This window comes from Verrucomicrobium sp. (genome assembly GCA_028283855.1).
Lineage (GTDB): Bacteria > Verrucomicrobiota > Verrucomicrobiia > Methylacidiphilales > GAS474 > GAS474.
Genome location: JAPWJX010000005.1, coordinates 1 through 14,973, shown reverse-complemented (window position 1 = coordinate 14,973; position 14,973 = coordinate 1). Strand labels below are relative to the sequence as shown.

The following is a 14,973-nucleotide window of genomic DNA, read 5'->3' as shown; positions in this document are numbered from 1 at the left end:
TTAGAGGAACTATGGCGAAAAAATCGACTTCCGGGGCAGGCAAAGGCGACGACAAGCCCAAGGCCAAGAAAAAGACTTCTTCCGAGGCAAAGGCGGAGAAAAAGCCTTCCTCCCTTAAATCCCTCCTGGGCGGCTTCCTGAAAAAGAAGACTCCCAAGAAGGAAGCCAAGCCCGCGCCGAACGATCCCGAGGTGACCGCCCAGCCGGTGCCAATCAACCCGGAGGCGGTTTGACGGACCCATCGCCGATGAATGCTCCTTCCGAATTCGCTCGAGCGGTTTGCCCGCACGATTGCCCGGACACGTGCGCGATGCGCGTCGTGCTCGACAATGGCCGTGCCATCAAGGTACTCGGCGACCCCGATCATCCTCCCACGCAAGGCGCGCTATGCACGAAAGTCAGCCGTTACGCCGAGCGCGTCTATCATCCGAACCGCTTGACCACGCCGATGAAGCGCGTCGGCCCCAAAGGCGAGGGACGCTTCGAGCCGATCAGCTGGGACGAAGCGTTGACCATCGCCGCAACGCGGCTCGCAGAAATCGCGGTTCGCGCACCGGAAGCCATCGTCCCCTATAGCTACGCCGGCACGATGGGCCTCGTGCAAGGCGACAGCATCGCGCAACGCTTCTTTCACAAGCTCGGCGCGTCGCAGCTCGATCGGACCATCTGCGCAGCCGCCGGCGCCGCTGGCCTGAAGTACACCTATGGCGCGAACATCGGCATGCACAGCGAGTTTTTTGCCGAGAGCGAGGTCATTCTGATCTGGGGCGCCAACCCGATCGCTTCGAATCTGCATTTCTGGACCCGCGCACAGGAAGCCAAGCGGAACGGCGCGCGCCTGATCGCGATCGATCCATACCGCTCGCTGACCGCGGAAAAATGTCATCAACACATTGCGCTCAGACCCGGCACGGACGGCGCCCTGGCGCTCGGCCTGATGCACGTGCTGATCGTCGAAAACCTGCTGGATCACGCGTACATCGCCGCTCATACGGTAGGCTTCGACGAGCTCAGCGCCCGCGCGCTCGACTATCCGCCCGCGCGTGTGGCGGACATCTGCGGGATCGAAGCGCAAACCATCGTGGACCTCGCGCGCCTCTACGGCAGCACGAAAAAAGCCGCGATCAGGATGAACTACGGTCTGCAGCGAGTGCGAGGCGGCGGCAACGCCGTCCGCGCGATCGCCAGCCTGCCGTCTTTGACCGGAGCGTGGCGCGAACGAGCGGGTGGCGTGTTGCTGTCATCGGGCGGATGGGCGCCGGTCGATTCCCACGCGCTGCAACGTCCCGACCTGATGCCTGGATGGCCGGCCAAAATACCTCGTGTCATCAATATGAATGCGATCGGCGACGCGCTGCTGCACCCGGGCGACACCGAGTTCGGTCCCAAAGTCGAAGCCGTGATCGTCTACAACTCGAACCCGGTGGCCGTCGCGCCCGACTCGGTGCGTGTCGCCGAAGGCTTCGCCCGGGACGACCTGTTCACCATCGTGCTCGAGCATTTTCAGACCGACACCGCCGACTACGCCGATCTGCTTTTGCCGGCCACGACGCAACTCGAGCACCTCGACGTGCACAAGTCGTACGGCCACACGTACGTCATGCTGAACGAGCCGGCGATCGCGCCACTGGGCGAAGCGCGCCCCAACACGGAAATTTTTCGGGGCATCGCGCGGTACATGGGGCTTGACGAGCCTGCGCTGTACGAAAGCGACGAGGCCGTGGCACAGGCGGCATTTCGCTGGCAAGACCCGACGCTCGACGGAGTCGATTGGGCATCGCTGAAAAAAACCGGTTGGGCACAACTCAAACTAGCTGACGCACCGTTTGCCGAAGGCGGCTTCCGCACGCCGTCGGGCAAATGCGAGTTCTATAGTGAGCGGCTCGCCCAGCAGGGACTCGAGCCGCTGCCCGATTACCTCGCGCCCTACGAATCAGCCGACGGCGCGCCCGAACTTGCCGCTCGCTACCCACTCGCGATGATCTCGCCGCCGGCGCGCAATTTCCTCAACAGTACTTTCGTCAACGTCGAAAGTCTCCGTTCGACCGAAGGCGAACCGCACCTCGACATGCATCCGCTCGACGCGCGATACCGCGAGATCGTCGACGGCGAGCAAGTGCGCATCTTCAACGATCGCGGTTCGATGCAGGCTCGCGTACGCGTCACCGATCGAGCGCGCGAAGGGCTCGTGGTCGGCTTGTCGATCTGGTGGAAAAAACTCGCGCCGGACGGTTGCAACGCCAATCAGGTGACGAGCCAGGCGCTCACCGACCTCGGCGGCTCGGCCACTTTTTACGATTGCCTCGTCGAAGTCGAGGCCGCCCGAGCGCCGCGCGAAAGCAGCACGAAAGCCGCTCACCGCGGGTTGGAGGCCGCCGTCTAACCGCACCCTTTTTCGCGAATTGCACCGAGGTGCCCATGCTACGATGCGTTTTTAGCACGACCATTCGAAAATAAAGGAGGAGACGCTGCATGGACAAAATCTGGCTGAAATCTTATCCGCCCGGCGTTCCCGCAGAAATCGATACGAGCCGTTATACGTCGGTCGGTCAACTGCTCGAAGAGGCCTTTCGCGAGCATCGCGCGAAACCGGCGTTCACCTGTATGGGCGCAGAGATCAGTTACGGCGAACTCGATGCGCTTTCACTCAAACTCGCTGCGTGGTTCCAGACAAAGGGGCTCGCCCGCGGCGCCCGCATCGCGATCATGATGCCGAACGTGCTGCAGTATCCCGTGGCTATCGCGGCGATCCTTCGAGCGGGTTATGTGGTGGTGAACGTCAATCCGCTTTACACGCCGCGCGAACTGGAACATCAGCTCAAGGACAGTGGCGCCGAAGCAATCGTTCTGCTGGAAAACTTCGCCGTCACCTTGCAGGCGATCGTGCGCAATACGGCCATCAAGCATGTCGTCGTCGCGGCAATGGGCGATCTGATGGGGCTGAAAGGCACGCTGGTGAATTTCGTCGTGCGCCGCGTGAAAAAGATGGTGCCCGAGTGGAGCTTGCCGGGTCACGTCAAGTTCAATACCGCGATTGCCGAAGGTGGCCGGCAGAGTTTCAAGCCGGTTCAGCAGGGTCCGGACGACATCGCTTTTCTCCAGTACACCGGCGGTACGACGGGTGTCGCCAAAGGCGCGACGCTGCTGCACCGGAACCTGATCGCCAACGTGCTGCAGTCCGAGGTCTGGCTCGACCCGGTGCGCGCGAATCGTCCGGATATCGGCCAGTTCATCACGGTCGTCGCGCTGCCGCTTTATCACATCTTTGCGCTCACCGTTTGCGGGCTGCTGACGATCCGCACCGGCGGTCTGGGCTTGCTGATTCCGAATCCGCGCGACATACCCGGCACCATCAAGGCGTTGGAGGGCTATCCGATCACGACTTTCCCGGCCGTCAACACGCTCTATAACGCACTGTTGAACAGCCCGGACTTTCACAAGCTCGACTTTTCCAAGCTGATCGCGGCAAACGGCGGCGGTATGGCCGTTCAGGAAGCCGTCGCCAGACGCTGGTTCGAACTTACGCGTACGCCGATTATCGAGGGCTACGGTCTGTCGGAGACCTCGCCTTGTGTGACCTGCAATCCGGCCACCGTCACCGAATATAGCGGCACGATCGGCTTGCCGATGCCGTCCACCGAGGTGTCGATCCGTGACGACGAAGGCGTCGAAGTCCCGCTCGGTCAACCGGGTGAAATTTGCATCCGTGGTCCGCAGGTGATGGCGGGCTACTGGAATCGTCCGGATGAAACGGCCAAGGTCATGACGCCCGACGGCTTCTTCAAATCGGGCGATGTCGGCGTGATGAACGAGCGCGGTTACGTCAAGATCGTCGATCGCAAGAAGGACATGATTCTGGTGTCGGGCTTCAACGTCTACCCCAACGAGATCGAAGACGTGGTGGCGAAATTGCCGGGCGTGTTCGAAGTGGCCGCGGTCGGCGTGCCCGACCAGAATTCCGGCGAAGCGGTGAAGCTCTTCGTCGTGAAGAAAGACCCGGCGCTGACGGACGCCGACGTGTTCGCCTATTGCAAGCTGCAGTTGACCGGTTACAAGCGCCCGAAGACGATCGAGTTCCGCACTGAACTGCCGAAGAGCAACGTCGGCAAGATTCTGCGTCGCGAACTACGCGACGGCCGCGCCTAGACAGGCATCTCACGGTTTAGAGACGCCGACAAAAGGCGCGGAACGAAAGCCCAGACCAGGCTCAGTCTGCCGGGCCTTTTGCATTCTCGCACTTCGGCGCAAACCAGCACCACGCTGCATGCCGGCGCAAAACCATCAAAAAAAGGCGCCCGAAGGCGCCTTTGAGGAAAACTGCTTTTTTACGACTTATTAGAACTTGTGGCGAATACCGACGCGAGCCGTGAACTGGTTCTGGTTCGACGAACCCGTCAGACCGTTGATGCCAGCCGTTGCGTCGACCGTTGCGCCTGCTGCATTGACCGTATCGCCCAGAGCGTGCTGGTAGACACCCGTCACGTACACGTCGGTACGCTTCGACAGGAAGTAGTCCACGCCAACTGCGCCTTGGTGGTACTGAGCACGCGAGCCGCCGTTGATTTCAGCACCGCGCGTGTAGTCATACGCTGCGCCGACCAGCAATGCCGGGGTCAACTGATACTTGAAGTTGACTTCGCCGTTGTTGAACGTAGCCGACTGACCGCGGAACGGCGAAGCGTACGACGAGCCCAGGTTGCCGAAGCGAACGTTCGAGTACGTCACGCCGACCGTTGCCGCGCCGAACGTGTAAGCACCGCCTGCGCCGATCACTTGATACGTGTTAGCCGAAGCGAAGCCAGCGTAGACCGGCGACGTGACTGCTGCGTTTGCTGCTGCAGCCGTACCGCCGTTGTTGAACAGGCCGCCCGAAGCTGCCGGCGTACGTGCGTTCAGGTAACCCACGCCGAGAACGAGGGGACCGTTGTTGTAGCCAGCGCCCAACGACCAGATCTGGTTCGACGTGATGTTGCCAGCGACGCCGCCGAAGCTGTACGTGCCGCCGAACGTCAGGCCGCCGTAGTTTGCGCTCGTGTACTTGACCGTGTTGTTGGTGCGGTACGCGTTGTTGAAGTTGTCCAGGTCGCCCGGGTGAGCAGCGATGTAGCCGCCCCATTGGTCGCCGGCTTCCAGCGGACCGACGTAGTCGACCACGGAGTCGTACTGACGACCCAGCGTGACCGTACCGAACTGGCTCGACAGACCGACGTAAGCTTGACGACCGAACATCAGGCCGCCTTGACCCAGCTTGCCGTTGTTCACGTCAAAGCCGTTTTCCAACACGAAGATTGCCTTCAGACCGCCGCCCAGATCTTCCGTGCCACGCAGGCCCCAACGCGAGCCTTGCAGAACACCGCTGGACAGGTTGTACAGGTGCTTGCCACCTGCATTGGTGTTGATGTTGAAGCCTTCGTCAATGATACCGTACAGGGTCACGCTGCTCTGTGCATGTGCGACGCCTGCGAATGCGCCCAGTGCTGCGAGAGCGAGAAGCGACTTTTTCATCGAATGATCTCCAAGGATTACGAATCTTTTGTACAAGGCGAATATTTGTGTAGCGTTGAGGCCTTGCTTGTCCAACTTCGCGAGAAGTTGCACGTAATGTAACAAAAGGCATACATGGCACAAAGCAAAAGGAGAGCTCCCAGGAAGGCTCCTGTTACGTTTACGCAACATGGTCTAAAATCAAAATTGGCCGTCTGGCCGTTTCGGATTCAAGGTTTCCGCGTAGCCGGGTTTACCCCGCAAAGCCTTGTCGCGGGGACCTGTCAACGCGGCGGGGCGGTTGTCGAATGAGGGAGTGCTGAATGTTTCTGGACGAGTTGATTAGCGAGTTTGATCGGGGTTTACGCTCAATGACCGGCGTGTCGCGGATGAGTCGTCCGTTGCCGGTTCCGCAAGAATCGGCGGCTGACTCAAGCGCCGGAATTGTCACCCGGCCGAGCGCGCGCACGCGGCTGGTTTGATGCGCGTGAACCACGTCGGCGAGGTCTGCGCCCAGGCGCTCTACCAGGCTCAGAAACTCGCGACCAGGTCGCCGTCGTTGCGAGCCGTGTTCAATCGCGCGGCAATCGAGGAAGAAGATCATCTCGCGTGGACTTCCGAAACGTCTCGAAGCACTCGACTCGCGTCCGAGCCTGCTGAACCCGCTCTGGTACACCGGCGCATTGGCTATCGGTTTCGCCGCAGGCCGTCTTGGCGATCGGGTGAGTCTCGGCTTCATGGCCGAGACCGAACGTCAGGTCGAGCAGCATCTGGATCAGCATCTCGACGAGTTGCCGGCCGCCGACCACGAGTCGCGCGCCATTGTCGAGCAGATGCGGGTCGACGAAGCCGGTCACGGCAAGGCGGCGATGGATGCCGGCGGCGTCGAATTGCCGTTCCCCGCGCGTGCGCTCATGCGCGCGGTGTCGAAGGTGATGACGCGCACCGCCTATTACATATAAGTTCGAGACAGCCGTTCACGCACCTCTCGGAAGTGGGGCGGCGCCTCGCGCGCCGTCCGCCTGAAGTACCCGGAAACGCCATCCCACACCCGCCGATCCCGCTTAACGATCTCTTTCATTCCACGCCTTTCCCCCGCACTTTTCACGTATCACCTTCACAAGCTGCACTAGCTCATTCATTTATAACGGTTTTCCGTTTTATGCTGACGTGAAGGAGTCGCGCTAAGTCCTTGTTCTAACAAACAAAATTCGCCGAAAAGCGTGGTTCTCCCTTGACCCCTGTTTAGCGTTCCTCTAAAGTGGGAGACAGTGTGAGAAAGTGTATTTTTGTGTGATCTCACAGGCAGTTTCGGGTAGATTTTCACGAATCGGACAGCCGGCGCAAAAGCGCCGCGAGCAACCAGGTTGCATGGGACCGGAGTAAAGCGCAAAAGCGCCAACTCCGGTCGACAGGGGAGAGCGAAGTGTTCCAAGGGGCGTCGGCGCTGACGCTCGATGCGAAAGGGCGGATGTCTATTCCCTCTCGGTATCGGGATGCGCTGCAAACACAGGCAGAGGGCCGGGTGACGATCACCAAGCACCCGGACGGCTGCCTGTTGCTCTTTCCGCGCCCGGAGTGGGAAATCTTTCGCGACAAGGTCGACAAGCTGCCCATGAACGCGACCTGGTGGAAGCGCATTTTTCTCGGCAATGCAATGGACGTCGATATGGACGGCGCAGGGCGCGTGCTCGTGTCGCCGGAATTGCGCACGGCCGGCGCGCTGGAAAAAGAAGTGACGCTGCTCGGCATGGGCCGGCACTTCGAATTATGGAATGCACAAACCTACGCCGAGAAGGAACAGGCGGCGATCGCCGAGGGCATGCCCGAAGCGTTGAAGAATTTCACGTTCTGATCGCGGCTCACATATATGGCACCTGCGATGGGAAACGAATTGCAGCATCGCACGGTGCTGCTGGAAGAAGCGGTTGGCGCGCTGGTCACGCGCGCGGACGGCGTGTATGTGGACGGCACGTTCGGGCGCGGCGGTCATAGCCGGCTGGTGCTGGAGAAGCTGGGCGAGTCGGGGCGGCTCATCGCGTTCGACAAAGACCCGCTCGCCATCGCCACGGCGCAGCAGATCGCGGATCCGCGCTTTGGCATCGTGCACGAGAGTTTTGCTTCACTGCGCACCGCGGTTGCGGAGCGCGGCGTAGGGCGGGTGTCGGGCGTGTTGCTGGATCTGGGCGTGTCGTCGCCGCAAGTCGACGACCCGGAGCGGGGTTTCAGTTTTCGCGCCGACGGCCCGCTCGACATGCGGATGGATCCCACGCGCGGCGAGTCCGCGGCTGACTGGCTGGCGCGGGCCACGGTGCAGGAATTGACGGAGGTGATACGAGATTATGGGGAAGAACGGTTTGCTTTTCAGATTGCAAAGGCGCTTGTTGCTCGCCGGGCAGAGTCCGACCGTCTTGGGCCTCTCGTCAGCACGGGCGAGCTTGCCCAAATCGTGGCTAACGTCGTCAAAACCCGTGAGAAGGGCAAGGATCCGGCAACCCGCACCTTTCAAGCTATACGGATTCACATCAATCAAGAGCTTGCGGAGCTGCAAGTCGTTTTAGAAGCAGCGTTGTCGCTGTTGGAGCAAGGGGGGCGGCTGGTGGTCATCAGCTTTCATTCGCTCGAGGACCGGATCGTCAAGCGATTCATGCAGGCGCACGCAAGTACGCCTACGGTGGATCGCCGCCTGCCGATTCGCGCCGTCGACCTGCCGAGCCCTCCGCTCAAAATCATCGGCCGTGTGTTCGCGAGCGACGCTGAAGTCGCCGCCAACCCGCGCGCCCGTTCTGCCGTGATGCGCGTGGCGGAGCGGATCGCACCATGAACCGCCTCAATATCTTCCTGCTGATTATCGTGATGGGCTGCGCCTTGTCGGTCGTCAACGCCACCAATCAGCAGCGTCAGATCTTTATCCAGTTGCAGCGCGCCCAATCGCAGGAGCGCCAGTTGCAGCAGGACTATTCGCAACTTCAATATCAGCAGAGCGCGTTGTCGAAAACGTCGCGCATCGAGCAGATCGCCACTGATTCCCTGAAGATGCAATCGGTCACCACCGGCCGCACGCAATACCTCACGCTCGATCCGGGCGCGGCGAAAGCCGAAGACGCACCGATTCCGACTTCCGGCCCGGCATCGGCGCCGGCAGCGACCCGTCGCGGAGGCGTGCGATGAAAAAATCGTCGGCTCGCAAGAGCGTCGCCTTCTCGGCCAACCCGATCCTGTCGGTGCGCCTGCCGATGTGGCGCTCGAAACTCGTCGTGTTCATGCTGTTCATGGCGTTCGTCGCGCTCACCGCGCGCGCCTTCTGGATTCAGGGCCCGGGCAACGCGTTCTATCAGAAGCAGGGTGAAATCCGCTATCAGCGCCGGCTCGAACTGCCGGCCACGCGCGGCAAGATTCTCGACCGTAACGGTCTCGTGCTGGCCACGAGTCTGCCGGTGCGCGCCATCTGGGCGATTCCCGAATCGGTGCCGGACGACCTCGGCGCCGACAAGCTGACCGCGCTCGGCAAGCTGCTCGGCATGACGAACAAGGAACTGCGCGCCAAGCTGTCGGAAGACAAGAACTTCGTCTACGTGAAGCGCCAGGTGCCGGTGGACGTCGCCGAGAAAGTCACCGCGCTGGACATCCCCGGCATTTACGCGCGCGACGAATACAAGCGCTTCTATCCGGAAGGCGAGATCACGGCTCACCTGATCGGCTTCACCAACGTGGAAGACGAAGGCCAGGAAGGCGTCGAACTCGGCGACCAGAAGCTGCTCGCCGGCGTGTCGGGCAGCCGCCGCGTGATCAAGGACCGCATGGGCCACATCATCGAGGACGTGGACGAGCAGGTCGTGCCGCACAACGGCCAGGACGTGGATCTCTCGATCGACAGCAAGATTCAGTACATCGCTTATACGAACCTGAAGGCGGCCGTCGAGAAATTCAAGGCGAAGGCCGGCGCGGCGATGGTGATCGACGTGCGCACCGGCGAAGTGCTGGCGCTCGTCAATTACCCGACCTACAACCCGAACGACCGCACCCACCTGACCGGCGACCAGTTGCGCAACCGCATCCTGACCGACACGTTCGAGCCCGGCTCGATCATGAAGCCGTTCACGGTCTCGCTCGCGCTCGATCTGCACCGCGTCACGCCGACTACACTGGTTGATACAGGCGGCGGCCGTTTCGTGCTTGACGGCGCGCCGATTACCGACGACAGCGCGTTCGGCGTGCTGACGGTGGGCGGCGTGATCCAGAAGTCGAGCAACATCGGCGCGACGAAGATCGCCATGCAGCTCAAGCCCGAAGAGATGTGGAACATGTACACCAGCATCGGTCTCGGCCAGGCGCCGAAGGTCGGCTTCCCGGGCGCGGCGGCTGGCCGTCTGCGTCCGTGGAAGAGCTGGCGCCGCATCGAGCAGGCGACCATGTCGTATGGCTATGGTCTGTCGGTGTCGCTGTTCCAGTTGGGCCGCGCTTACACCGCGATCGCGCATGACGGCGAGATCATGCCGGTGTCGATCTTCCGCACGCCAGGCGATCAGCCGGCCACCGGCCCGCAGATCTTCGCGCCCACTACAGCGCGCGAAGTGCGCGCCATGCTCGAAACCGTCACGGCGCCGGGCGGCACCTCGCCGGATGCGGCGGTGCCGGGCTATCGCGTCGGCGGCAAGAGCGGTACGGCGTACAAGCACGGCGCGCACGGTTACGACCACTCCAAATATCGCGCGTCGTTCGTCGGCATGGCGCCCATGCCGAATCCGCGCATCGTCGTGGCCGTTTCGGTCGACGAACCGACGGCGGGCAGCCACTTCGGCGGTCAGGTGTCGGGTCCGGTGTTCTCGAGCATCGTCGGCGATACGCTGCGCTCGCTGAACGTGCCGCCGGACATGCCGGTCAAGCAAATGGTGGTGTCGGACGACTCGGCCCCGCCCGCACCGACTGCGCCCGCCACGCCTGCCACGGTCAAGAAACTCTCCACTAGCGCCGGCGCGAAGAAGATGACGATTTCCGCGAACGCGAAAAGCCATCCGGGAGTCGTGCGATGAGCGCGCTGCGTCACAAGCATCCCGCGCAGCGGCAGATCGCCGACGCCCTCACCTGGCTGCACGCTCACGTGCAGCCAGGCGCGCATCTGCACGCCGACACGCGCTCGCTCGCGGCCGGCGACGTGTTTTTCGCCTACGCGGTGGACGGCGCGGACAACCGCCCGTTCATCGAGGGTGCGATCGAACGTGGCGCCGCCGCCGTGCTGGTTCAGCCCGAGGGCTTCAGCGGCGCGATCGATCCGTCGAACACGCTCGCCGTGCCGGCGTTGAACGAACTCGCGGGTTCGATCGCGAGCGGCTGGTACAACGACCCGAGCGACAGCATGCTGACGGTCGGCATTACCGGCACGAACGGCAAGACTTCGTGCAGCCAGTGGATCTCGGCGGCGCTGACGGCGCTCGGCACGCGTTGCGCGATCATCGGCACGCTCGGCACGGGTTTGCCCGGTCACCTGGTGCACACGGGTTTCACCACGCCCGACGCACCGCAGCTGCAACGCAGCCTCGCGCAATTGCGCGACGCGGGCGCGCAGGCGGTGGCCATGGAAGTGTCGTCGCACGCGCTGCACCAGGGGCGCGTGAACGGCACGGCGTTCGACATCGCCGTGTTCACGAATCTCACGCAGGACCATCTCGACTATCACCAGACGTTCGAAGCCTACGAAGCCGCCAAAGCGCGCCTCTTCGCCTGGCCCGAACTGCGTGCGGCCGTGATCAATCGCGACGATGCAGCCGGCCGCCGTTTGCTCGCCAGCACGCAAGGCCATGCGCGCACGATTGCCTACGGCCTCGACAGCGAACAAGGCGCGCTGCAGGACGCGCCGCGAGCTGACGCGTTGCTGCTGGCCTCGAATGTGCGCGCCACGGCCACGGGCACCGCGTTCCATCTGAGCACCTCGGAGTGGGGCGATGCCGAAGTCGAAGTGCAAACGCTCGGCGCGTTCAACGTGAGCAATCTGCTCGGCGTACTGGGCGCGTTGCTTGCCGCCGACGTGCCGTTCGAAGCCGCGCTGGCCGAACTGGCGAAGCTCGAACCGGTGAACGGCCGCATGCAGCGTCTGGGCGGCCGCTTGCAGAACGACGAACCGCTCGTCGTGATCGATTACGCGCACACGCCGGACGCGCTGGAAAAGACGCTCGAAGCGCTGCGCCCGATGGCGGCCGCACGCGGCGGCGAACTGATCTGCATGTTCGGCTGCGGCGGCGACCGCGACGCGACCAAGCGTCCGCTGATGGGCGCGATCGCCGAGAAGATCGCCGACGGCGTCGTCGTGACCAGCGACAACCCGCGCAGCGAAGATCCGCAATCGATCATCGAGCAGATCGCGGCGGGTATGAAAGACGCGTCGAAGGCGCGCCGTATCGAGGACCGCGCAAGCGCGATCCTGCAGGCGATCCGCAGCGCCGCGCGCGAAGACGTCATCGTGCTGGCCGGCAAGGGGCACGAAGCAACACAGGAAATCATGGGTAAGAAACGCGCTTTCTCCGATCAGGATCACGCTCGCCTCGCGCTGGCCGCGCGCGCGACGCAGGCACGCGGAGGTGGCGAATGAGCATGTTCTCGCTGCGTGAAGCTGCGGCGCTGATCCCGGGCTCGACCGTGCTCGGCGACGACAGCGTCGCTTTTGAACGCATCTCGACCGACAGCCGCAGCGCCGGCCCGGGCGATCTGTTCGTCGCGATCAAGGGCGACCGGTTCGACGCGCACGACTTCCTGCCGGACGTGGCCGCGCGTAACGTCACGGCGGCACTGGCCTCGCGCACGCCGCAAGACTGGAACGTGCCCACGCTGCAAGTCACCGACACGCGTGTAGGTCTGGGTGCGCTCGCACGCGGCTGGCGCCGCAAGTTCAGCATGCCGCTCGTCGCCGTGACGGGCAGCAACGGCAAGACCACGGTCAAGGAAATGATCGCGTCGATCTTCGCGGCCGCGGTCGGCGCCGACGCACGTCTCGCCACTGCGGGCAACTTCAACAACGACATCGGCTTGCCGCTCACGCTGTTCCGTCTGCACGCAGCGCATCAACTGGCGGTAGTCGAACTCGGCATGAACCATCCGGGCGAAACCTCTGACCTCGCGAAAATCGCCGAGCCGACCGTCGCGGTAGTAAACAACGCACAGCGCGAGCACCAGGAATTCATGGCGACCGTCGAAGCCGTCGCGCTGGAACACGCAAGCGTGATTCACGCGCTCTCGCCCCAAGGTATCGCCGTGTTCCCCGCCGACGACGCTTACGCGAGCATCTGGCGAGTGGCCGCAACCGGCAACCGCATCATGGACTTCGCGCTGAACTCCGCGGAGCGCACCACTGAAGCTGCGGTAAAAGGCACGTTCGCCGGCAACATCTTGAGCATCGACACGCCGGAAGGCCATATCGAAGTCACGCTGCAAGTGCTCGGCGACCACAATGCGCACAACGCACTCGCCGCAACGTCAGCCGCTCTCGCCGCAGGCGTGTCGCTCGACGCGATCAGGCGCGGCCTCGAGTCGTTCGGCGCAGTAAAGGGCCGCTTGCAGGTGAAGCAAGCCGTACTCGGCACGCTCGCCGGCGCAACCGTGATCGACGACACCTACAACGCTAACCCCGATTCGATGCGCGCCGCAATCGACGTGCTCGCCCCGCGCCCCGCGCCCCGCGTGCTGGTGATGGGCGACATGGGCGAAGTCGGCGACAACGGTCCGGCGTTCCACCGCGAAATCGGCGCGTACGCGAAAGAACGCGGTATCGACGCGCTGTACGCAATGGGCGACGCCTCGCGCGACGCCTGCACCGCGTATGGCGCGAACGCGCACCACGTCGCCGACGTCGGCACGCTGGTCGCGCAATTGCAGCAGGCCGGTTTCGGTCCTGCCGCAACGCTTCTCGTGAAAGGCTCGCGCTTCATGCAGATGGAGCGCGTGGTGGACGCCGTAACGAGTCCACAACCCAACGCAGCGGGCAGCACGCCCGCCGCACATTGAAATAGAAGGACCGAAGCATGCTACTGGCGCTGGCGCAATGGCTGCAGAATGACGCAAGCTTCTTGCGCGTGTTCAGTTATCTGACTTTCCGTGCGGTGATGGCGACCATCACCGCGCTGCTGATCGGGCTCGTCTGCGGCCCGGCGGTGATCCGCAAGCTGACCGCCATGAAGGTCGGTCAGGCCGTTCGTAAAGACGGCCCGCAAACTCACCTCGTCAAATCCGGCACGCCGACCATGGGCGGTGTGCTGATTCTGCTCGGCATTGCCGTGGCCACGTTGCTGTGGGCCGATCTGACCAATCGCTTCATCTGGATCGTGATGCTCGTCACGTTCGGTTTCGGCGTGATCGGCTGGGTCGACGATTACCGCAAGGTGGTCTACAAGGATCCGCGCGGCATGTCGTCGCGCGAAAAGTATTTCTGGCAGTCGGTGATCGGCCTGTTCGCCGCCGTGTACCTCGCGTTCAGCGTGTCCGAAGCGAGCAATGTGCGCGTGTATGACCTGTTCATGGCGTGGGTGCGCAGCGGCCTGTCGATGGGCCTGCCTCCCCACGCCGACCTGATGCTGCCGTTCGTCAAATCGATCAGCTATCCGCTCGGCGTGTGGGGCTTCATCGTACTGACGTATCTGGTGATCGTCGGCGCGAGCAACGCGGTCAATCTCACCGACGGCCTCGACGGTCTCGTGATCATGCCGGTCGTGCTGGTCGGCGCGTCGCTCGGCGTGTTCGCTTACGTGATGGGCAGCTCGGTCTACTCGAAATACCTGCTGTTTCCGCATATTGCCGGTGCGGGCGAACTGCTGATCTTCTGTTCGGCAATGGGTGGGGCGGGGCTCGCGTTCCTCTGGTTCAACACGCACCCGGCGCAGATGTTCATGGGCGACGTCGGCGCGCTGGCGCTCGGCGGCGCGCTCGGCACGGTCGCGGTGATCGTGCGCCAGGAAATCGTGCTCTTCATCATGGGCGGCATTTTCGTCGCGGAGACGCTCTCCGTGATGTTGCAGGTGACCTGGTTCAAATTCACCAAGCGTCGTTTCGGCGAAGGGCGGCGTCTCTTCAAGATGGCGCCGCTGCATCACCACTTCGAATTGTCGGGTTGGAAGGAAACGCAAGTGGTCGTGCGCTTCTGGATCATCACGTTGATGTTGTGTCTCTTTGGTTTGTCCACGCTCAAACTGCGTTAAGCAGCAGGTATTAGGGGAAGCAGGCGATGTTCGGCGAGAAGTTTCGGGATCGGCAAAAGCCGATGGTGCTCGTGCTGGGACTGGGTGAATCCGGTCTCGCTATGGCGCGCTGGTGCGCGCGGCACGGCTGTCGGCTGCGTGTGGCCGATACGCGCGAAGTGCCGCCGAACCTGTCCGCGCTCGAAGCACACGGCGTCGACGCGCAATTCGTCGGCGGCCCGTTTTCGCCGGTGCTGCTCGAAGGCGTCGAACTCGTCGCCATCAGCCCGGGTTTGTCGCCGCTTGCCGCGGATCTGTTGCCGCTGAT

The 14,973-nt window shown here is 62.9% G+C and carries 14 protein-coding genes; 12 read left to right on the top strand and 2 right to left on the bottom strand.

Annotation, left to right across the window (positions count from 1 at the left end):
• Positions 1-11 precede the first annotated feature (11 nt).
• From PW734_09540 to PW734_09530, 3 genes are all read left to right on the top strand, one after another.
• A complete protein-coding gene (locus PW734_09540; GenBank protein ID MDE1171433.1) occupies positions 12-233 on the top strand; it encodes a hypothetical protein in 222 nt (73 codons plus the stop codon).
• Between the two features lie 14 nt (positions 234-247).
• Positions 248-2,383, top strand: a complete 2,136-nt coding sequence (locus PW734_09535; GenBank protein ID MDE1171432.1) for a molybdopterin oxidoreductase family protein — start codon at positions 248-250, stop codon at positions 2,381-2,383.
• 89 nt (positions 2,384-2,472) lie between these two features.
• The gene (locus PW734_09530) at positions 2,473-4,146 is read left to right on the top strand and encodes a long-chain fatty acid--CoA ligase (GenBank protein ID MDE1171431.1); all 1,674 of its coding nucleotides are present in this window, start codon (positions 2,473-2,475) and stop codon (positions 4,144-4,146) included.
• Positions 4,147-4,335: 189 nt separating this feature from the next.
• On the opposite strand, the gene PW734_09525 is transcribed toward PW734_09530, so the two are convergent.
• Both PW734_09525 and PW734_09520 read right to left on the bottom strand, forming a co-directional pair.
• The gene (locus PW734_09525) at positions 4,336-5,505 is read right to left on the bottom strand and encodes a porin (protein MDE1171430.1); all 1,170 of its coding nucleotides are present in this window, start codon (positions 5,503-5,505) and stop codon (positions 4,336-4,338) included.
• Between the two features lie 232 nt (positions 5,506-5,737).
• Complete coding sequence (locus PW734_09520) at positions 5,738-6,088, bottom strand: hypothetical protein (GenBank protein ID MDE1171429.1); 351 nt, start codon at positions 6,086-6,088, stop codon at positions 5,738-5,740.
• Here PW734_09520 and coq7 point away from each other — a divergent pair.
• From coq7 to PW734_09475, 9 genes are all read left to right on the top strand, one after another.
• Positions 6,087-6,446, top strand: coding sequence for a 2-polyprenyl-3-methyl-6-methoxy-1,4-benzoquinone monooxygenase (gene coq7, locus PW734_09515; protein ID MDE1171428.1), 360 nt, complete (start codon positions 6,087-6,089; stop codon positions 6,444-6,446). The two genes, PW734_09520 and coq7, sit on opposite strands and share 2 nt — an antisense overlap.
• Before the next feature lie 464 nt (positions 6,447-6,910).
• Positions 6,911-7,339, top strand: coding sequence for a division/cell wall cluster transcriptional repressor MraZ (mraZ, locus tag PW734_09510; GenBank protein MDE1171427.1), 429 nt, complete (start codon positions 6,911-6,913; stop codon positions 7,337-7,339).
• Between the two features lie 27 nt (positions 7,340-7,366).
• Complete coding sequence (gene rsmH / locus PW734_09505) at positions 7,367-8,308, top strand: 16S rRNA (cytosine(1402)-N(4))-methyltransferase RsmH (protein MDE1171426.1); 942 nt, start codon at positions 7,367-7,369, stop codon at positions 8,306-8,308.
• Positions 8,305-8,655: a cell division protein FtsL gene (ftsL, locus tag PW734_09500; GenBank protein ID MDE1171425.1), complete on the top strand. Its 351-nt coding sequence runs from the start codon at positions 8,305-8,307 to the stop codon at positions 8,653-8,655. The genes rsmH and ftsL overlap by 4 nt, the downstream gene beginning before the upstream one ends.
• Positions 8,652-10,517 (top strand): penicillin-binding protein 2, encoded by a 1,866-nt coding sequence (locus PW734_09495; GenBank protein ID MDE1171424.1) that lies wholly within the window; start codon positions 8,652-8,654, stop codon positions 10,515-10,517. The genes ftsL and PW734_09495 overlap by 4 nt, the downstream gene beginning before the upstream one ends.
• Positions 10,514-12,070 carry a UDP-N-acetylmuramoyl-L-alanyl-D-glutamate--2,6-diaminopimelate ligase gene (locus PW734_09490; GenBank protein ID MDE1171423.1) on the top strand — a complete coding sequence of 519 codons (1,557 nt, stop codon included), beginning with the start codon at positions 10,514-10,516 and terminating at the stop codon, positions 12,068-12,070. Before PW734_09495 ends, PW734_09490 begins: the two co-directional genes overlap by 4 nt.
• 2 nt (positions 12,071-12,072) lie before the next feature.
• Positions 12,073-13,479: a UDP-N-acetylmuramoyl-tripeptide--D-alanyl-D-alanine ligase gene (gene murF / locus PW734_09485; GenBank protein ID MDE1171422.1), complete on the top strand. Its 1,407-nt coding sequence runs from the start codon at positions 12,073-12,075 to the stop codon at positions 13,477-13,479.
• A gap of 17 nt (positions 13,480-13,496) precedes the next feature.
• On the top strand, positions 13,497-14,666 hold the full coding sequence (gene mraY / locus PW734_09480; protein MDE1171421.1) for a phospho-N-acetylmuramoyl-pentapeptide-transferase: 1,170 nt from the start codon (positions 13,497-13,499) through the stop codon (positions 14,664-14,666).
• 26 nt (positions 14,667-14,692) lie between these two features.
• A partial coding sequence (locus PW734_09475; GenBank protein ID MDE1171420.1) for a hypothetical protein occupies positions 14,693-14,973 on the top strand: 281 nt, incomplete at its 3' end.